Source organism: Schaalia turicensis (assembly GCF_019380255.1).
Classification (GTDB): domain Bacteria; phylum Actinomycetota; class Actinomycetes; order Actinomycetales; family Actinomycetaceae; genus Pauljensenia; species Pauljensenia turicensis_A.
The window spans coordinates 656445-674070 of the sequence record NZ_CP048928.1; the positions used below are offsets into that span (position 1 = coordinate 656445).

Sequence of the window (17626 nt, forward strand, 5' to 3'; positions counted from 1 at the left end):
GGAACCTATCGAAGGACACTTCCATTTCATCGGTATCGGTGGAGCGGGAATGAGTGTTGTTGCTGAACTGCTTGCTGCGCGTGGCGCGCGGGTGACTGGTTCAGATTGTGCCGATTCGGATGTTCTTGCGCGTTTGAATGAAAAAGGAATTCGCGCATTCGTCGGCCACGATGCCACTCATGTTGATGATGATGCGACGGTTGTTGTGTCAACTGCGATTCGTGAGTCGAACCCAGAGCTGACCAGGGCGCGTGAATTGGGGTTGGATGTCATTCATCGTTCGCAGGCGTTGGCGCTTGCTGCCAGTGGAATGCGTTTTGTTGGCGTTGCCGGCGCCCACGGGAAGACGACTACGTCTGGGATGATTGCGGTTGGTCTGCGTGGGGCTGGTCTGGATCCGTCGGTCGCGGTGGGTGGAATTGTTCCGCAGTTTGGTTCCGGTGCGCATTTGGGCACGTCGGACGTGTTTGTTGCCGAAGCTGACGAGTCTGATGGCTCGTTCTTGAACTACACTCCGTCGATCGAAGTTGTCACGAACGTTGAGCCCGATCACTTGGATCGCTATGGGACGCGCGAAGCGTTCGAAGCTGTTTTCGTTGACTACGCAAAGTGTCTGGTTCCGGGTGGTCTTTTGGTGTGTTGCGCTGAAGACGCGGGGACTGCCCGCCTGAGCGAGTCGGCGCGTGAGCTGGGTATTCGCGTGGTGACCTACGGGCGCTCCGATAAGTCCGTGGTGGATGCTGACGTGACGATTTGTGATGTAGAGACGACGCCTTCTTCATGTCGTGCACGAGTCAGCTACGGCGATATCAGCGCGGAGCTTTCCTTGGGTGTTCCGGGCGTGCATAACATTCTTAATGCTGTTGGCGCGTGGATTGCCGGCGTGGAGCTTGGCGTTGAACCTGGCCTGATGGCTTCGTCGCTTGCTGGTTTTACGGGGACAGCTCGCCGTTTTGAGCTCCGTGGAACTGTGGGGGACAGGCGCGTTTTTGATGATTATGCGCATCATCCGACAGAGGTTTCTGCCGCGATCGAACAGGCGCGATTGGTTGCCGATGGCGCTGATGTGACCGTGGTTTTCCAACCTCACCTGTATTCGCGTACGCGCTTATTCGCGGATCGTTTCGCCAAGGCGTTGTCGGGCGCGGATCATGTGGTTCTTGCGGATATTTATGCTGCTCGCGAGGATGATGATCCCGCCGTGACTTCCGCTCTGATTGCGGATCAGATTAAGGGTGCTGAGTGTGTCCACGATATGCACGAGGCCGCCCGAATCGGAGCGCGTCAGGCTGGTTCGCGGGGCGTTCTGATCACGATGGGTGCTGGTTCAATCACCCAGTGTGCAGATGATGTTATCGATGAGTGGCAACGCATGGATGCCTCGTGAAGCCACCTCAGCCGCGTCGAACGCCACCCGGATCGACTTCTACGCAACACCAGACGACGTCCACTTCTCGCTTGTCGTCAAAGGGATCTGCTACCCAAAAGTCTTCTTCTGAAAAACCTCCATCACGTCCGGTTGTTGCCCGACCAAAGCGACCGCATAGGGATACTCCAGAGTCTGGGCAACCCCCAGAGCGTCAACAGGCAGCACACAAGCGAGGGGCAAGGAAATCTTCGTTGCGTTCTGCTCGTGTCACACTTGCCCGGCCGGTGGGGCAGCAGGATGCCGCTGCTCTCTTAGGTGGTGAAAAGCGCAACGAGCGTTCTGAGTTTGATCTGCGTCGCCAAGAGCGAGCTCGGGCGCGTCGGATTCTCTGCATCAAGACGATGGCAATGATTGCTGCGGGACTAGCGTTTATCGGTGGTTTGGTGTGGGTATTGCTGTTTTCGCCTCTGCTTGCTTTGAGCGCGTCATCGGTGCACGTTGAAGGCGCAGATGAAACCTTGATCACCGCGGAATCAGTTCTTTCGTCAACTGCGCCGTACGTGGGCACCCCGTTACCTAGGGTTCCGACTGCGGCGATCGCTGAATCCATCGAATCGAATGTCGTTGTCGCTTCAGCTGAAGTGGAGCGACAGTGGCCAACGGGTTTGGCAATTACAATTACTTTGCGAACTCCTGCGATGATCGAGGGAAGTGCGGGCGCGTTCCGCCAGGTTGACGATGAGGGAGTGAGTTTCGCTGATGCTCCTACGTTGATCGAGGGGCTTCCATTGGTGAGCCTCCCGGAGACTGATGAAGAACGAGCCGAAGCGGCCTCGGATGTTCTTTCCTTGTGGTCAAACCTGTCTGAGGCAACAAAAGCGCAGGTTTCGGGTGTGAGTGCCGATGGTAAAACTCTGTCGTTTACGCTGACCAACGGTGCCCAAGTGAAGTGGGGAACTCCTGATGATGGGGCGCTGAAAGCACAGGTTTTGGACGTGCTGTTGGCTCAAAGGAGCGTCCGTGTGTATGACGTTTCATCGCCGACTCATCCTGTCACGTCATAGTCGATTGTTCGTTCAGCGTGTCGCCTTGAAGAAGGTCTACTCAATCCCTAGCTTTCTTCCGAACGAGAGCAGGGTGAAGTTGAACCTTCAACCTGAAGTTGAGGGTTTGATATAGAAAGAGTGACCAATGGACGAACCTCAGAAGAACAAGGCCATAATCAAGGTCGTTGGCGTCGGCGGTGGTGGCGGAAATGCTGTCGATCGCATGATCGAAGCTGGCATGGGTGGTGTCGAGTTCATCGTTGTGAACACGGACGCTCAGGATCTTCTTCTGTCGAACGCTGATATCAAGATCGACATCGGTCGCGAAATTACCCACGGCTTAGGTGCAGGTGCTGACCCTGAGGTCGGACGTAAAGCAGCCGATGACAATGTTGACCTGATCGCTCAGGCTCTCGAAGGCGCTGACATGGTGTTCGTTACCGCAGGTGAAGGCGGTGGTACAGGCACCGGCGCAGCCCCAGTTGTTGCGCGTATTGCTCGCGAACAGGATGCGCTGACCGTGGCTGTCGTCACCCGCCCGTTCTCTTTCGAGGGCAACCGTCGTGCATCCATGGCAAATAAGGGCGTCGAAGCGCTTCGTGAAGCCGTCGACGCTCTGATCGTCATCCCGAACGATCGTCTACTTGAGATTCAGGATGAAGATTTCCCGATCACCAAAGCGTTCGAAGCGGCAGATCAGGTTCTGCACTCCGGTGTTCAGGGCATTACCGATCTGATTACCATCAACGGCATGGTCAACGTCGACTTCAACGATGTGAAGTCGGTGATGAAGGATGCCGGCTCGGCCCTCATGGGTATTGGCCAGGCAACCGGCACAGATCGCGCAGTCGACGCAGTCGAGCGCGCAATCTCCTCGTCGCTCCTCGAATCGACAATCGATGGTGCGCGTGGCGTCCTCCTGTTCTTCCAGGGCGGCTCGAACCTGTCCCTGCAGGAAACCGCACGCGCATCGAAGCTTGTTCAGGAATACGTCCACCCCGAAGCCAACATCATCTTCGGTGCGGTCATCGACGAGACACTGGGCGACCAGATCATCGTCACCGTCATCGCCGCTGGCTTTGACGAGCAGGATCCGCAGACCGACATCGCGTCGCGTCCCAGCGTTATCGGAACCCAAACTCCCGCGCAGTCCACGACACCTGTTGCTACCCCGGCTCCCGTAGCTGCTCCGCAGGAAACTCGCGCGCTCGGTGAGGTTCCGTCCGCTCGCCCAGCCCATCGTGCACCTGTCCAGGTGCCGACCCGTACGGCAACGATTCCAGTTGCTACCCAGCAGCCGGTGCAAGAAGCTCCCTCCGTCGCAGAGGAACCCTCTTTGGAAGTTCCTCGTATCTTTGATGAGGAATCTGAAAGCGCAGCGGATCTGGATATTCCGGACTTCCTGCGCTGAGCGATGCTCACCCAGCTCAACGGTGCCTCGATCCATCTCGTCCAGGCGGGTCGAGGCACCGCCTCGTTAAGGAACAATGTTGCGCACCACGTGGGTGACGACTTTCAGCTGGTGAAGGAGCGAAGGCAGCTTCTTGCCAGCGAGTTTGAGCGCCCGATCCTCTGGATGAATCAAACCCACTCTCATGTGATCGGCCTCGTCGTCATGACAGCAGACGGGCACCCAACGTTGAATCTCGATACCCACGCGTCGACGCTGAACCTCAGCGACCCGATGGACACTATTGAAGCCGATGGCGTCATCATCGATGCGCGAGGCTGGCAGGACGCTCCCGGGATTGCAGTCATGACAGCGGACTGCCTACCGATTGTCCTTTCAACGGCGGACGGAACGATCGTGGCAGCCGTGCACGCCGGAAGAAAAGGCTTGTTCGACGGCATCATTACTCGAGCAGTGACTCTCATGCGTCGTCTTGCTCCAAGCCATGACATTGAGGCGTATATTGCTCCCGCAATCTGCGGTGACTGCTATGAAGTGCCCGCCCAAATGCGTGACGAGTGCGCCGTAGAGCGCCCTGAAAGTGCCTCGCGTACATCGTGGGGAACGCCCGCTCTTGATCTTCCGCGCGCAGCTCAAGCAGAACTGCGAGCGCTTGGGTGTACCCGCATTGAAATTGACCCGCGATGCACTCTCGAAGACCCCACGTTGCACTCCTATCGGCGTGACCGTGAGTGCGGTAGGAATGCCACAATCATTTTCCCGGCGTAGCGCATGTGTTGACCGACGCAGGCAGTGGCATGTCGCGCGGTGATAAAGGCTCTTGAGTCCCTTGCGGCAGGGGCGTAATCGGAATTATCCACTCTGTTTTTTCGACATACCGGCAAGGTTGCGCCGTAACGGACAGTGCGGGCATTAACGTTGCAGAGCCGACACAATCAGGAGGACACAATGGCGGATGGTTTCGGAGCTCGAGCTCGTAAGTTCATGGGCTGGTACCCGGCTGACGAAGTCGAGGATGAAGCCCAGGATTTTGATCTCTACGAAGATGAAACTACGTACGAGACTGAAATTCCGCAGAAAGAGATTTCCTCCGTCGTCACCCCTCTGCACCGTGAGGACCTTGAAGTGAAGACAACGTCTGACCTTTCGCGCATCGTCACCGTCCACCCGACCGCATACTCGGATGCCAAGACGATCGGCGAAGCCTTCCGCAACGGAACGCCCGTCATTATGAACGTCACTGATATGCGCGAAGAAGAAGCACGCCGTCTGATCGACTTCGCAGCCGGCCTGACCTTCGCTCTTCGCGGTGGTTTTGAGCGCGTGACCAACCGCGTCTTCCTGCTGTCGCCCGCAACCGTAGAGGTCACCGGCGATGTGATTGGAAGCCGTCGCGGAACCCTCTTCAACCAGGGCTGATTAGCTTTCGATGACAGCACTTGTATACGCCGGCTGGGCGATTTACTGGCTTGCGAGCATCTACCTGCTGTTCGCGTTCATTCGACTGGTCTTTGATTGGCTTGAGTTTCTTCTGCCGAACTTTAGACCGCGCGGAATCCTGCTTGTTATCGCGAATTTCGTGTACGTGCTGACAGATCCGCCGATTCGATTCCTGCGTCGAAGAATTCCGCCACTGCGCATCGGTGCCGGTTTGTCGCTGGATCTTGGATTCTTGATTGTTTTTGTCGCGCTGATCGTGTTGCAACGAGTAGGAATTTCTCTGGCAACAATTGGCTGACTTCGTGGGTTAAAGGTCGCTGATGTTGCTGGTCAAACGCTGTTATTTGACCGCAATGGTTGTTTTGAACCGTTGGAGAGGTGCCTGACTGGCCAAATCTCGCACGCATAGATTGTGAGTAATGTGTCATGTCATGTGTTCATTGTTGCGTGTGTGACTATTGAGTCAGATATGATAATCCATGATGTGTCGATGGACAGTTGTCCGGCGACTGTCCTGATGCGCAACCGACGTCAATCGCTTGGGATCGCATCGACCCGACGATATTGAGAGGCGAACACATGGCTCTGCTGACTACAGAGGACGTTCTTAACAAGAAGTTCCAGTACGTAAAGTTCCGCGAAGGTTACGACCAGGTTGAGGTTGACGAATTCCTTGACGAAGTCGTTTCGACGATCTACACCCTGAACGTCGAGAATCAGGATCTGAAGGAAAAGCTTGAAGCGGCCGAGCGTCGTATCGCCGAGCTCTCCTCCGGTGCTGAAATTGTCGAGGCTCCGGTTGCCCCGGCAGTCGAGGTCGTAGAAGAGGCTCCTGCTCCGGTTGAACAGACCGTTGAGGAGGCTCCGGTTGCAACCGTCGTCGAGACCCCTGCCGAAACCGTAGCGCCCGTCGACACCGAGTCGGCTGCTTTTGCTACCAACATGCTTACACTTGCTCAGCGCGTCCACGACGAATACGTGCGCGACGGCAAGGAAGAATCCGAGCGTATCATCGCCGAAGCTCACGCCAAGGCCGACGAGATCGTTGCAGACGCTCAGAACCAGCACGAAACCATCCTTGCGAAGCTTGACGAAGAACGCACTCGCCTTGAGGGCACCATTAACGAGTTGCGTTCCTTCGAGTCGGATTACCGCTCGTCGATCCGTGGTCACCTCGAGACCCTGCTCTCCCAGGTCAACCCGGACACCCAGCAGGACTGATCTTTTCATCAGATCTGATCTTCACATCGGTTAAATGGCGGTGGTACCTCTCAGGACCACCGCCATTACCATGTGAAAAGCTAAGAACCATCATCCTTGGCTAGCAGATAGGGCCTCGGGGCGCGTTCACTACGATAAGGCAAACACAAAGAACCCAGAAAGGAGAACCTGACATGAATACCTCCCAGTCAAAGTCTCGCTATGTTATCGCGGGAGCGATTGCGATTGTCGCAGTGGTCCTCGATCAGGTGACGAAGTTCTGGGCGTTGTCAGCATTAGCTGATGACACTCACCCGATTCCGATTATCGGCTCGCTGCTTTCTTTCCAATTGCTTCATAATTCGGGTGCCGCGTTTTCTTTGGGAGAAACGTCCACGTGGGTTTTCACCGTCCTCTCGGTTGTCATCATCGGCATCCTGATTGTTGGACTGAGTCGCTCTGTGCGTGTGAGCGCGGCGGCCTGCCTTGGTCTTCTGGGTGGCGGAGCGATCGGTAACTTGATCGATCGTCTGATCCAGCCCCCGGGCATCGGCGTTGGACACGTCGTTGACTTCATCAACTACAACGGCTTTTTCGTTGGCAATGTGGCTGATATTTGGATTGTGATTGGCGCGATTTGGTTGGCGTGGGAGTTCTCCCGTGATGGAGCGTTCTCCGGTGAAGACAACGCAGATGATGCACCTGTCGTGAATTCATTGAGTGACGAGGCCGCGCATGAGTGATACGCGTTTGCTTCCTGTTCCTGACGCGCTGGTAGAAGAACGCGTTGACGTGGCTCTTGCTCGCATGCTCGGGATGTCGCGTGCGCAGTGTGCGGGGCTTGTTGAAGATGGAAACGTCCTGATTAACGGCGTGGTTCCTTCAAAGTCGACCAAGCTCGGTGCGATGGATCTGATTGAAGTCACTATCCCAGCGCCCGATACAACCCCACCACCGGTCACCGGCATGGACATTCTTTACGACGATGATGACGTGGTTGTCGTTGATAAGCCCGTGGGCGTTGCTGCGCATACGGGGCCAGGCTGGAGTGGCCCGACGGTTCTTGGAAACTTGGAAGCGGCCGGTTATCGCATTACCTCGTACGGTCCCCCCGAGCGCCAGGGGATTGTGCACCGTCTCGATGTGGGAACATCGGGGGCGATGATGGTGGCGAAGTCAGAGCTCGCCTATTCGGTGATGAAGCGCGCGTTCAAAGAACGAACCGTGACGAAGATTTATCACGCGGTCGTTGCCGGTCATATGGATCCGCCGTCGGGCACGATTGATGCTCCTATTGGTCGCCACCCGTCGCGGGAGTGGCGCATGGCCGTCATCGATGGTGGGAAGCATGCGGTGACGCACTATGACACGTTGGAACTGATGGCGGGGGCGTCTCTGCTGGAAATCCATTTGGAGACCGGGCGAACCCACCAGATTCGTGTTCACACCGCGGCAGTGGGGCATCCGTGTGTCGGAGACGTTTTCTATGGGGCTGATCCAAAGAAGGCCAAAGAATTGGGCCTCGTGCGCCAGTGGTTGCATGCCGTTGAACTGACGTTTAACCACCCGCGTACCGGTCTGCCCACAACTGTTCGCTCACCCTATCCCGCTGATCTGCAAGCGGCTTTGGAATCGTTGAGGATCGCCGACTGATACCGCAATCATCGTAGCGGGCACCGGCAAACCACGCCGGCATGTTGTGTACTGAAAGCATATCCATGCACCCCTCACGAGTGTGCAATCTTTGGTCGCCTGATGAAGAAGGCAGGTGCGTCAATACGCCGAAAACTGCTGGTCGAGCTTGTGAATCTGCGTGATTTCAAGGAAAGCTCTCACGCTCCTTCCGGGGTGCTTAATCACCCGATGACGGCTACCATCAAGACCATGGCTGATTCCTTCGTTCACTTGCACAACCACTCCGAGTACTCGATGCTTGACGGCGCAGCAAAGACGAAGGCGATGGCTGAAGAAGCGGCTCGTTTGGGTCAGCCCGCTATTGGCTTGACCGATCACGGCTACCTGTTTGGCGCATACGACTTCTACTCGAACTGTAAGAAGGCCGGGGTCAAGCCGATTATTGGTTTGGAAGCCTATGTGACTCCCGGTACGTCGCGTTTTGACCGTCAAAAAGTGCGATGGGGAGAACCCTGGCAAAAGAGCGATGACGTGTCGGGTTCGGGTTCATACAACCACCTGACGCTGCTCGCCTATTCAACCGAGGGCATGCATAACCTGTTTCGCCTCGGTTCCTACGCCTCAACTGAAGGACAGTTTGGTAAGTATCCTCGCGCGGATAAGGAACTACTCTCTCAGTTCCACGAGGGCTTGATTGTGTTTACCGGGTGTCCTTCGGGTGCTGTTCAGACGCGTATGCGCCTTGGCCAATGGGACGAGGCAGTTCGTGAAGCAGCCGAGCTCCGCGATATTTTTGGCGCAGAAAACTTCTACGTTGAGCTCATGGACCACGGCATCGAAATGGAACGTCGCACCCAGCTCCAGCTACTGGAATTGGCGAAGTTGATGGATGCTCCGCTTGTCGTGACGAATGACGCCCACTATGTGAAGAAGGAAGACCGTCAGATCCAAGACGCTCTTCTTTGCATCAACTCCGGTTCGCGTATTTCTGACCCCGATCGATTCAAGTTTGATGGCGACGGCTACTACATTCGTCCCAGTGAAGAAATGCGCGAGCTGTGGAAGGAACTCCCACAGGCGTGCAACTCGACTCTGGAAATCGCTGAACGTTGCGAGGTGCACTTCACAACCACCGATGACGGCGCAAACTACATGCCCGACTTCCCGGTGCCCGAAGGTGAAGACAAGACCTCGTGGTTCATCAAAGAGGTTGAAAAGGGCCTCAACTATCGTTTCCCGAACGGTATTCCCGACGATGTCCGTAAGCAGGCGAAATACGAAGAAGATGTCATTATTTCGATGGGCTTCCCCGGTTACTTCCTGACGGTGGCAGACTACATTAACTGGGCGAAGAGCCAAGGTATTCGCGTTGGACCTGGTCGTGGTTCGGGCGCAGGATCAATGGTTGCCTACGCCATGAAGATTACAGAGCTGAATCCTCTTGAACACGGTCTGATCTTCGAACGCTTCTTGAACCCAGAACGTATCTCGATGCCCGACTTCGACGTCGACTTCGACGAACGTAGGCGAGATGAGGTCATTCAGTACGTCAAGGCCAAGTATGGCGAGGATCGCATTTCGCAGGTTGTCACCTACGGCACGATTAAGACAAAGCAGGCCCTGAAAGACTCTGCCCGTATCTTGGGTAAGGACTTCAAGGTGGGCGAGCAACTGACGAAGGCTCTACCGCCGTCCATCATGGGCAAGGACATTAGCGTTCACGGCATCTTTGACAAGGATGACAAGCGTTACGCCGAAGCTGTCGAGTTCCGTAAGTACTACGAAGAAAACCCGGAGACTCACGAGGTCGTTCAGTACGCGCTCGGTCTTGAAGGTTTGACCCGCCAGTGGGGCGTTCACGCATGTGCGGTCATCATGAGTTCGCATACGCTGACCGACATTATTCCGATTATGAAGCGTCCCCAGGATGGCGCGATCATCACTCAGTTCGACTATCCGACGTGTGAAACACTCGGCCTGCTGAAGATGGACTTCCTGGGTCTTCGTAACCTGACGGTCGTCTCGGACGCGCTGGAAAACATTGTGCTGAACGGCAAGGAAGAACCGGATCTGGAACACCTGGAGTTCAACGATCCAAAGACATACGAACTCCTGTCTGCCGGTGAAACACTGGGCGTTTTCCAGCTTGATGGTGGCGGTATGCGTGACCTTCTGAAGCTGATGAAGCCCGACAACTTCGAAGATATTTCCGCTGTCGGCGCCCTGTATCGTCCAGGTCCGATGGGCGCGAATTCGCACACGAACTACGCGCTACGTAAGAACGGGAAGCAGGAAATTACGCCGATTCACCCCGAATTGGCTGAGGCACTGGAATCGATTCTGGGTACGACCTACGGCTTGATCGTGTATCAGGAACAGGTCATGCAGATCGCGCAGAAGCTGGCGGGCTACTCACTTGGCCAAGCAGATATTCTGCGTAAGGCAATGGGTAAGAAGAAGCCCGAGGTTCTGGCAAAGCAGTTCGAGGCATTCCAGCAGGGAATGCTGGACAACGGCTATTCGAAGGAATCAATCCAGGCTCTCTGGGATGTCGTTGTTCCCTTCTCCGCCTACGCATTCAACAAGGCGCACTCGGCCGCATATGGTTTGGTGTCCTACTGGACCGCGTTTTTGAAGGCGAACTACAAGACCGAGTACATGGCGGCTCTGCTGACGTCCACGAAGGACAACAAGGACAAACGTGCGCTCTACTTGGCTGAAGCCCGACACATGGATATCACGGTTCTTCCCCCCGACGTCAATGCGTCGCAGGGTAACTTTGCGCCAGACGGTGAAGCGATTCGTTTCGGTCTGAACGCGATCCAGAACGTGGGAGCGAACGTGGTTGAAGCCATCGTTGAGACCCGAAAAGAAAAGGGCCCGTTTACTTCCTTCCAGGACTTCTTGGACAAGGTGCCTCAGGTTGTGTGCAACAAGCGCACGATTCAGTCGCTGATCCGTGCAGGTGCGTTTGACTCGATGGGCTACACGCGTCGTGCAATGCTGTCGTGTTGTGACGAGGCCGTTGAAGCAATCACCGATGTGAAGCGTAACGAAGCGATTGGTCAGTTCGACCTGTTTGGTGCGTTGGGTATGGATGCCGGCGCTGATAGCGGTTCACATGCCCTGGGGGTCACTATTCCGGATATCCCTGAATTCGACCGCAAGTTCAAGCTGTCTCAGGAACGCGAGATGCTTGGCTTGTACGTGTCGGATCATCCGCTTCGTGGCATTGAAGGAGCGCTGGCTCGCTATCAGGATCACGAGATTGCGCAGGTCGTCGGATCTGAGGATTCAATGTCGAATCAGACGGTGCGTATCGCGGGTCTGATTTCGAATGTTCAGACGAAGGTGACGAAACAGGGTAGTGTGTGGGCCGTTGCGACCCTCGAGGACTTGTCGGGGTCGGTTGAAGTTCTTTTCTTCCCGCGTTCTTACGAGACGATTTCAACGCATCTTGCCCAGGACATTGTGGTTCAGATTGAGGGTCGCGTGAATGTCCGCGATGAGGGCATGTCGATTTATGGCCAGTCGATGACGATTTTGGACTTGCGTGAGGACGGCGATACTCCGCTGGAGCTTCAGCTTCCTGCAACGCGGTGTACGGCGGAATTGCTGGGCGAGTTGAAAGATGTCCTTCAAGCGTTCCCAGGTGATTCTCCTGTTCGTTTACATATCCGCGAGCGCACGGGCACGACGATCGTTGAGTTGGATCAGCGTTTGCGCGTGTCGCCGACGGGACCGTTCTTCTCACATGTGAAGGCTATCGTGGGCATCGACGGAGTCCTGAGCACGCACTGAGCTACTTCGGGGGCTCGTGCTAAGAGGACGAGGCCGACCAGCGTTGTTGGTCGTTTCTCGTGTGTCGGGGTCGAATGATGGGATGGCGTGGCCTTGGTTGTTGCGCCTCAGGCTTAGTCGATCTGTGCGACGATGGCGCCATCTGATCCCATGGGGGAGTTAACCTCTACGACGTCACCGTCTGTGAGCTGACGACCTCGCCTGGTTTCAACTGTGTGGTTGACGTACACGTCGCCACCCTGGATGAGCTCGCGTGCGAGTCCCCCGTCTTCGGCAAGGTTGGCGAGTTTGAGGAACTGTCCGAGTCTGATGACTCCGCTGACTTCGATGGTGGGGAAGTCTGACATGGACGTTTCCTTTCTGGCGTTTACGGGCTGCGGGTGAGTTGTCCGCATTGTGTGCTTCTATGTTCGCGCGTTGGGCGCCGAAGAACCAAATGTGTGTGCCCGCCTATGCTTGGGGTATGGATACTCTGATGCAACGACTGGATCTTCGTGGAACTGTTCTTGAAACGACAGATCTTGCTCATGCGTTGCCTCGTGCTGCGCTGGATACGTCGAAGGCCGCAGATCAGGTTGCTCCGATCTTGAAGCGTGTTCGTGAAGAGGGCGCGCCCGCGCTGTACGACTTGGCTGAAAAGTTTGACCGTGTTCGCCCGGCTTCGCTTCGTGTTCCGGCTCAGGCAATTGCTGATGCTTTGGTGAATCTTGACCCGAAGATTCGCGAGGCGCTTGAGATGTCGATTGCGCACAACCGTATGGGGCATACTCAACAGTTGCCCGCGCCTGCTCAGGTGCAGATTATTCCGGGCGGAACCGTGTCCCAGCGTTGGATTCCAGTTGAACGTGTGGGCCTGTATGTTCCCGGTGGTTTGGCTGTCTACCCGTCGTCCGTCGTGATGAACGTGGCGTGTGCGCAGGTTGCGGGCGTGGAGTCTATTGCGTTGGCGTCTCCTCCTCAGTCAGAGTTCGGCGGTCTTCCTCACCCGACAATTTTGGCGGCGTGCGCGTTACTGGGCGTTGATGAGGTCTGGGCGATTGGTGGAGCTCAGGCGATTGGATCCTTTGCCTACGGTGTGACCGATGGTGATGACGTCTTGAAGCCCGTCGACGTGGTGACCGGACCGGGCAACATTTTCGTTGCCGCAGCCAAGCGCCTTGTTCAGGGAACCGTCGGCATTGACGCCGAAGCGGGAACAACCGAGATCGCAATCCTCGCCGATTCCAGTGCTCACCCGGCATTCGTTGCCGCCGACCTGATCAGTCAGGCGGAACATGACCCGGCTGCAGCCTCGGTCCTCGTGACCTCCAGCGAGGAACTGGCTGACGAAGTGGAAGCTGAAATCAAGGTGCAGGCGCAGGCGACAACGCACACTGAGCGTATTCTTACCGCCCTGTCAGGCCCACAGTCCGGTATTGTCCTCGTCGATGATGTGGAAGACGGACTGACTGTCGTGAACGCGTACGGCGCAGAGCACCTGGAAGTCCAGACCCTGAACTCCCGCGATGATGCTCTGAAGGTGAAGAACGCGGGTGCCATCTTTGTTGGGTCGTACACGCCGGTTCCGCTCGGCGACTACATTGCCGGCTCGAATCATGTGCTGCCCACCGGTGGCACAGCGCGCTTCGCATCGGGATTGAATGTCATGCAGTACCTGCGTTCCCAGCAGGTCGTGGAATACACGGCCGAAGCACTGGATCAGTTGAGCGACAAGCTGAACACGCTTGCGATCGCGGAAAATCTGCCGGCACACGGTCAAGCCGCCCTGATCCGCCGCACAGCTGCTAAAGACGGAGAGTGACACCATGACGATTCTTCCGATTCGATCCGATCTTAAAGGACTCTCGCCCTACGGTGCTCCGCAGCTCAACGTTCCGGTGTGCCTGAACGTCAACGAGAACCCGTATTCGCCCTCCGAAAACGTGATTGCCGATATCGCTGAGTCCGTTGCCAAGGCGGCTGCGGGTCTCAACCGTTACCCGGATCGCGACTTCATGGAACTACGTGGCGCGCTCGCGGACTACCTAGAAAAAGAATCCGGTGTTCGTCGTCGTCCTGAACTGATGTGGGCAGCGAACGGCTCAAATGAAGTGATGTTGCAGATTCTGGCAGCATTCGGTGGCCCTGGCCGGACGGCCGTCAGCTTTGCTCCGACGTACTCGATGTACCACGAGTACGCGCGCGACACGAATACCGCGTGGGTGCAGGGGCGTCGCGATGATGACTTTACATTGAACCGCGCGCTCGTTGAAGAAACACTGAAAGCGCAGCGTCCTTCTGCTGTTCTGCTGGCCAGCCCGAATAATCCGACGGGCACCGCGTTGCCGTTCGAGGACATTGAGTGGATCCTGGACATCGCGCGCGAAAGTGGCCCAGAGATTGATGGCCAGGCGTCTGCGTCGATCGTCGTTATTGACGAGGCCTACGGTGAATTCCGCAGAACCGGCACACCGTCATCTCTTGAACTCTTGGACGCGAATGAGCACCTCATCGTCAGTCGCACAATGTCGAAGGCCTTCGGCATGTCGGGCCTGCGCCTCGGCTATATGAGCGCCTGCCAAGAAATCATCGACGCGATCATGTTGGTTCGCCTGCCGTACCACCTCTCAACTCTTACGCAGGCAACGGCGCTTGCTGCTCTGCGCCACACGGATGAACTGATGGCACAGGTGGCCTCGTTGCGCGCCGAACGCGACCAGCTGGTCACGTGGCTGAAAGACAAAGGCTTCGACGCTGTCGATTCGGATGCCAACTTTGTCCTCTTCGGACGCTTCGATGACCGCGAAGCCATCTTTCAGGCTCTGCTTGATCGCGGAATTCTGATCCGAGTTGTCGGGCCTGAGGGCTGGCTTCGTGTCAGTATTGGAACACCTGAAGAAACCGCCAGCTTCAAAGCAGCACTTGAGGAGATCACGAAATGACGAACACCTTTGCTACTCCGCGTACCGCCGTCATTGACCGCGTGACGTCTGAGTCCTCGATCCACCTCGAGCTGAACTTGGATGGAACAGGCAAGAATGACATTTCCACGTCCGTGCCTTTCTACGACCACATGTTGACTGCACTGTCGAAGCACTCGCTGATTGACCTGACGGTGAAGGCGACGGGTGATATTGATATCGACGTGCACCACACGGTTGAAGATACGGCGATCTGCCTGGGTCTTGCGCTGAAGGAAGCGCTAGGGGACAAGCGCGGTATTCGTCGTTTCGGCGAGGCGACTGTTCCGCTCGACGAGGCGCTGGCTCACGCGGTTGTTGACGTCGCGGGACGTCCCTACATTGTGCATGCGGGTGAACCTGCCGGTCAGGAATACCACCTGATTGGTGGTCACTACACTGGTTCAATGACGCGTCACGTCTTCGAATCCCTGACCTTCAATTCCGGAATTTGCCTGCACATGAACGTGCTTGCTGGTCGCGACCCGCACCACATCGTCGAGGCCCAGTTCAAGGCGTTGGCACGAGCGCTTCGTGCTGGCGTTGAGCCGGATCCTCGCGTCGACGGAATTCCATCGACCAAGGGTGCGCTCTAAGCCGAGTCGAGCGTAGGTAGCAGGGGAGAGTTATGTTGCGTCGTGATGACGACTTCGATGCCGAGTTCGCGGATCTTGTCGCGTCCCTTGACGGCGAAGATTTAGGCAAGGAAACGCTTGATGGCGAAGCGTATGCCGACGATGTACTGGCGGCACACAATCTGGGAGAAAAGCCCGCTGGCGCAGATACGACGAGCGAGACAGACAACAGGGACGCATCGACCAAGGCGTTGAAAGATCCTGACGATGTCCCGGTTGATGAATCCCTCCATCTTGACGGTGGCAAGCTGTCGGTTGGTTTGGTTCTGGCCCCGATTCCATCGCCTGGCGCGCTTCACTCTCTTTTGGCTCTGTCTGGTTTGAAGCTCAGCGTCGTCCGTTTGAAGCCGTGGACGGCGATCTGGCAGCGCGTGGAAACTCAGCCGACTGACGAAGAAGAGTTGGATGCGTTGCTTTCCGGCCAGCGTCCCATGCCCGCTCCCATCGACGAGGCCGCCCGCGTTGTTTCACGCCTGTCCAAATATGGGGCGGTTGCTGTCATGTCGTGGCTGGTTGAAGGCGATGGGGTTGAACCCGGTGTTTCTGGTCGGATTACAGCCCAGCGTTATGTGAACGGACAGCCGGAGGAAACGATTCCTGCGGGTGTTTTACTTGGTGCAATGCCACAGGCAACCGAGGATCTACTGCTTGGACGTTCGACCCCCGAAGACTACGAGGACTCCGTGTCTGCGGATGGGACGAGCCGTAAGCGTCCGGGCGGTTTCTTTGGCGGATTGTGGAAGAAGTAGACGATGACGCACGTAGTTGTTTTTGACTATGGTTCGGGCAATGTACGCTCTGCGTGCCGAGCTTTGGAACATGTGGGCGCCGATGTTGAACTGACTGCAGACCGTGAAGCAGCATTGAATGCTGATGGCTTGCTGGTGCCTGGCGTGGGCGCGTTCCATGCGGTGATGCGCCAGTTGCGCGTAGCTGACGGCGAAAACATTATTGACATGCGTCTTGCTGGTGGGCGCCCGGTGATGGGTATCTGCGTTGGCCTGCAGATCATGTTCTCTTCGTCCGAAGAGAAGGGTGAAGGCGAGGGTCTTGGCCAGTGGCCGGGCGTGGTGAAGCGTTTGGACGCTGAAGTGGTTCCGCACATGGGCTGGTCGCCGATTGAGGCGGCTACCGGTTCGGAGCTTTTTGCGGGAGTCGAAGACCAGCGCTTCTATTTCGTTCACTCCTACGGTGTCCATGACGATCCGACCGCGGCGCTTGCTGGGGGAGTGACCACCCCACCGTTGACGTCCTGGGCACGGCACGGAAATTCCCGCTTCGTTGCAGCCGTAGAAAACGGCCCATTGAGTGCAACTCAGTTCCACCCGGAAAAGTCAGGAGATGCCGGTATGACGCTACTGGCAAACTGGCTCGACACACTGAAGTAACTTCACGCAATAAACGATTAAAGGATTTCCATGAACGACCTGATTCTTCTTCCCGCCGTTGACGTTGTCGATGGACAAGCCGTTCGCCTGACCCAGGGTGAAGCTGGTACGGAAACACACTACGGTCATCCGATGGACGCTGCGCGCTCTTTCGCGGATGCTGGGGCAACGTGGCTGCACCTCGTCGATCTGGATGCCGCATTTGGACGTGGGTCGAACGCTGCGCTACTTGCTGAGATCACTGCGAACGTGGATATGAATGTCGAACTGTCCGGTGGCATTCGCGATGATGAGTCGCTCAAGCGCGCTTTGGGAGCCGGTGCCCGTCGCGTGAACCTTGGTACTGCAGCTTTGGAAAATCCAGAGTGGACTGAGCGAGTCATTAAAGAATATGGTGATCAGATTGGCATCGGCTTGGACGTGCGTGGAGATACCTTGTCTGCCCGCGGATGGACCCGCGATGGAGGCAATCTTTGGGAGACAATCGAACGCCTGAACAAGGCTGGTTGCGTGCGCTACGTGGTCACTGACGTGACGCGCGACGGCATGCTGTCGGGACCGAACGTTGATCTGCTTGCCCGCGTCTGCGGCGCGACCGACGCCGCCGTTGTGGCATCCGGTGGAGTGTCAACGCTGGACGATATTGCCACCCTGCGAGGTCTCGTTGGCGTTGGCGTCGAAGGTGCAATTGTTGGCAAAGCCCTCTACGCCGGCGCGTTCACGATTGAAGAAGCCCTGAAAGTTGCGCGGGGGCTTTAAACG

The 17626-nt window shown here is 56.6% G+C and carries 18 protein-coding genes; 17 read left to right on the forward strand and 1 reads right to left on the reverse strand.

The window, feature by feature from the left end; translation table 11 throughout:
* Positions 1-49 precede the first annotated feature (49 nt).
* The 11 genes from murC (at position 50) to dnaE (ending at position 11902) form a co-directional block, all read left to right on the forward strand.
* Positions 50-1387, forward strand: coding sequence for a UDP-N-acetylmuramate--L-alanine ligase (murC, locus tag G5S47_RS02805; protein WP_050998829.1), 1338 nt, complete (start codon positions 50-52; stop codon positions 1385-1387).
* Positions 1359-1499: a hypothetical protein gene (locus tag G5S47_RS02810; RefSeq protein WP_165544437.1), complete on the forward strand. Its 141-nt coding sequence runs from the start codon at positions 1359-1361 to the stop codon at positions 1497-1499. The genes murC and G5S47_RS02810 overlap by 29 nt, the downstream gene beginning before the upstream one ends.
* 121 nt (positions 1500-1620) lie before the next feature.
* Entirely contained in the window at positions 1621-2433 is an 813-nt protein-coding gene (locus G5S47_RS02815) for a cell division protein FtsQ/DivIB (RefSeq protein ID WP_006681680.1), read from the forward strand.
* 127 nt (positions 2434-2560) lie between these two features.
* Positions 2561-3826: a cell division protein FtsZ gene (gene ftsZ / locus G5S47_RS02820; RefSeq protein ID WP_006681679.1), complete on the forward strand. Its 1266-nt coding sequence runs from the start codon at positions 2561-2563 to the stop codon at positions 3824-3826.
* A 3-nt stretch (positions 3827-3829) separates the two neighbouring features.
* Positions 3830-4594 carry a purine nucleoside phosphorylase YfiH/LACC1 family protein gene (locus G5S47_RS02825; RefSeq protein ID WP_219585777.1) on the forward strand — a complete coding sequence of 255 codons (765 nt, stop codon included), beginning with the start codon at positions 3830-3832 and terminating at the stop codon, positions 4592-4594.
* Between the two features lie 180 nt (positions 4595-4774).
* On the forward strand, positions 4775-5245 hold the full coding sequence (locus G5S47_RS02830) for a cell division protein SepF (protein ID WP_006681677.1): 471 nt from the start codon (positions 4775-4777) through the stop codon (positions 5243-5245).
* 10 nt (positions 5246-5255) lie between these two features.
* The gene (locus G5S47_RS02835) at positions 5256-5564 is read left to right on the forward strand and encodes a YggT family protein (RefSeq protein ID WP_006681676.1); all 309 of its coding nucleotides are present in this window, start codon (positions 5256-5258) and stop codon (positions 5562-5564) included.
* A 281-nt stretch (positions 5565-5845) separates the two neighbouring features.
* Entirely contained in the window at positions 5846-6487 is a 642-nt protein-coding gene (locus G5S47_RS02840) for a DivIVA domain-containing protein (RefSeq protein WP_006681675.1), read from the forward strand.
* 173 nt (positions 6488-6660) lie between these two features.
* Positions 6661-7209: a signal peptidase II gene (gene lspA / locus G5S47_RS02845; protein ID WP_006681674.1), complete on the forward strand. Its 549-nt coding sequence runs from the start codon at positions 6661-6663 to the stop codon at positions 7207-7209.
* Positions 7202-8119 (forward strand): RluA family pseudouridine synthase, encoded by a 918-nt coding sequence (locus G5S47_RS02850; RefSeq protein ID WP_006681673.1) that lies wholly within the window; start codon positions 7202-7204, stop codon positions 8117-8119. The genes lspA and G5S47_RS02850 overlap by 8 nt, the downstream gene beginning before the upstream one ends.
* A 231-nt stretch (positions 8120-8350) precedes the next feature.
* Positions 8351-11902 carry a DNA polymerase III subunit alpha gene (gene dnaE / locus G5S47_RS02855; protein WP_219585862.1) on the forward strand — a complete coding sequence of 1184 codons (3552 nt, stop codon included), beginning with the start codon at positions 8351-8353 and terminating at the stop codon, positions 11900-11902.
* A gap of 113 nt (positions 11903-12015) precedes the next feature.
* Here the strand turns inward: dnaE and G5S47_RS02860 are convergent, their stop codons facing one another.
* On the reverse strand, positions 12016-12249 hold the full coding sequence (locus tag G5S47_RS02860; RefSeq protein ID WP_006681671.1) for an RNA-binding S4 domain-containing protein: 234 nt from the start codon (positions 12247-12249) through the stop codon (positions 12016-12018).
* A 116-nt stretch (positions 12250-12365) separates the two neighbouring features.
* Between G5S47_RS02860 and hisD the strand changes: the two genes are divergently transcribed.
* From hisD to priA, 6 genes are read left to right on the forward strand one after another with little or no spacing between them, the layout of a single operon-like run.
* Positions 12366-13703, forward strand: coding sequence for a histidinol dehydrogenase (gene hisD / locus G5S47_RS02865; protein WP_050998828.1), 1338 nt, complete (start codon positions 12366-12368; stop codon positions 13701-13703).
* Between the two features lie 4 nt (positions 13704-13707).
* The gene (locus G5S47_RS02870) at positions 13708-14823 is read left to right on the forward strand and encodes a histidinol-phosphate transaminase (RefSeq protein WP_219585778.1); all 1116 of its coding nucleotides are present in this window, start codon (positions 13708-13710) and stop codon (positions 14821-14823) included.
* A complete protein-coding gene (hisB, locus tag G5S47_RS02875) occupies positions 14820-15437 on the forward strand; it encodes an imidazoleglycerol-phosphate dehydratase HisB (protein WP_006681668.1) in 618 nt (205 codons plus the stop codon). Before G5S47_RS02870 ends, hisB begins: the two co-directional genes overlap by 4 nt.
* 32 nt (positions 15438-15469) lie before the next feature.
* The gene (locus G5S47_RS02880; RefSeq protein ID WP_006681667.1) at positions 15470-16225 is read left to right on the forward strand and encodes a hypothetical protein; all 756 of its coding nucleotides are present in this window, start codon (positions 15470-15472) and stop codon (positions 16223-16225) included.
* A 3-nt stretch (positions 16226-16228) separates the two neighbouring features.
* Positions 16229-16864 carry an imidazole glycerol phosphate synthase subunit HisH gene (gene hisH / locus G5S47_RS02885; protein WP_006681666.1) on the forward strand — a complete coding sequence of 212 codons (636 nt, stop codon included), beginning with the start codon at positions 16229-16231 and terminating at the stop codon, positions 16862-16864.
* Positions 16865-16894: 30 nt separating this feature from the next.
* A complete protein-coding gene (priA, locus tag G5S47_RS02890; RefSeq protein WP_179370485.1) occupies positions 16895-17623 on the forward strand; it encodes a bifunctional 1-(5-phosphoribosyl)-5-((5-phosphoribosylamino)methylideneamino)imidazole-4-carboxamide isomerase/phosphoribosylanthranilate isomerase PriA in 729 nt (242 codons plus the stop codon).
* The last annotated feature ends 3 nt before the right edge of the window (positions 17624-17626 follow it).

Excerpts from the sequence above, each read along its gene's own strand:
- murC (WP_050998829.1), top strand. The coding sequence starts at position 50 with ATGAGTGTTGTTGCTGAACTGCTTGCTGCGCGTGGCGCGCGGGTGACT.
- G5S47_RS02810 (WP_165544437.1), top strand. The coding sequence starts at position 1,359 with ATGAGTGGCAACGCATGGATGCCTCGTGAAGCCACCTCAGCCGCGTCG.
- ftsZ (WP_006681679.1), top strand. The coding sequence starts at position 2,561 with ATGGACGAACCTCAGAAGAACAAGGCCATAATCAAGGTCGTTGGCGTC.
- G5S47_RS02825 (WP_219585777.1), top strand. The coding sequence starts at position 3,830 with ATGCTCACCCAGCTCAACGGTGCCTCGATCCATCTCGTCCAGGCGGGT.
- G5S47_RS02830 (WP_006681677.1), top strand. The coding sequence starts at position 4,775 with ATGGCGGATGGTTTCGGAGCTCGAGCTCGTAAGTTCATGGGCTGGTAC.
- G5S47_RS02835 (WP_006681676.1), top strand. The coding sequence starts at position 5,256 with ATGACAGCACTTGTATACGCCGGCTGGGCGATTTACTGGCTTGCGAGC.
- G5S47_RS02840 (WP_006681675.1), top strand. The coding sequence starts at position 5,846 with ATGGCTCTGCTGACTACAGAGGACGTTCTTAACAAGAAGTTCCAGTAC.
- lspA (WP_006681674.1), top strand. The coding sequence starts at position 6,661 with ATGAATACCTCCCAGTCAAAGTCTCGCTATGTTATCGCGGGAGCGATT.
- G5S47_RS02850 (WP_006681673.1), top strand. The coding sequence starts at position 7,202 with ATGAGTGATACGCGTTTGCTTCCTGTTCCTGACGCGCTGGTAGAAGAA.
- dnaE (WP_219585862.1), top strand. The coding sequence starts at position 8,351 with ATGGCTGATTCCTTCGTTCACTTGCACAACCACTCCGAGTACTCGATG.
- G5S47_RS02860 (WP_006681671.1), bottom strand. The coding sequence starts at position 12,249 with ATGTCAGACTTCCCCACCATCGAAGTCAGCGGAGTCATCAGACTCGGA.
- hisD (WP_050998828.1), top strand. The coding sequence starts at position 12,366 with ATGGATACTCTGATGCAACGACTGGATCTTCGTGGAACTGTTCTTGAA.
- G5S47_RS02870 (WP_219585778.1), top strand. The coding sequence starts at position 13,708 with ATGACGATTCTTCCGATTCGATCCGATCTTAAAGGACTCTCGCCCTAC.
- hisB (WP_006681668.1), top strand. The coding sequence starts at position 14,820 with ATGACGAACACCTTTGCTACTCCGCGTACCGCCGTCATTGACCGCGTG.
- G5S47_RS02880 (WP_006681667.1), top strand. The coding sequence starts at position 15,470 with ATGTTGCGTCGTGATGACGACTTCGATGCCGAGTTCGCGGATCTTGTC.
- hisH (WP_006681666.1), top strand. The coding sequence starts at position 16,229 with ATGACGCACGTAGTTGTTTTTGACTATGGTTCGGGCAATGTACGCTCT.
- priA (WP_179370485.1), top strand. The coding sequence starts at position 16,895 with ATGAACGACCTGATTCTTCTTCCCGCCGTTGACGTTGTCGATGGACAA.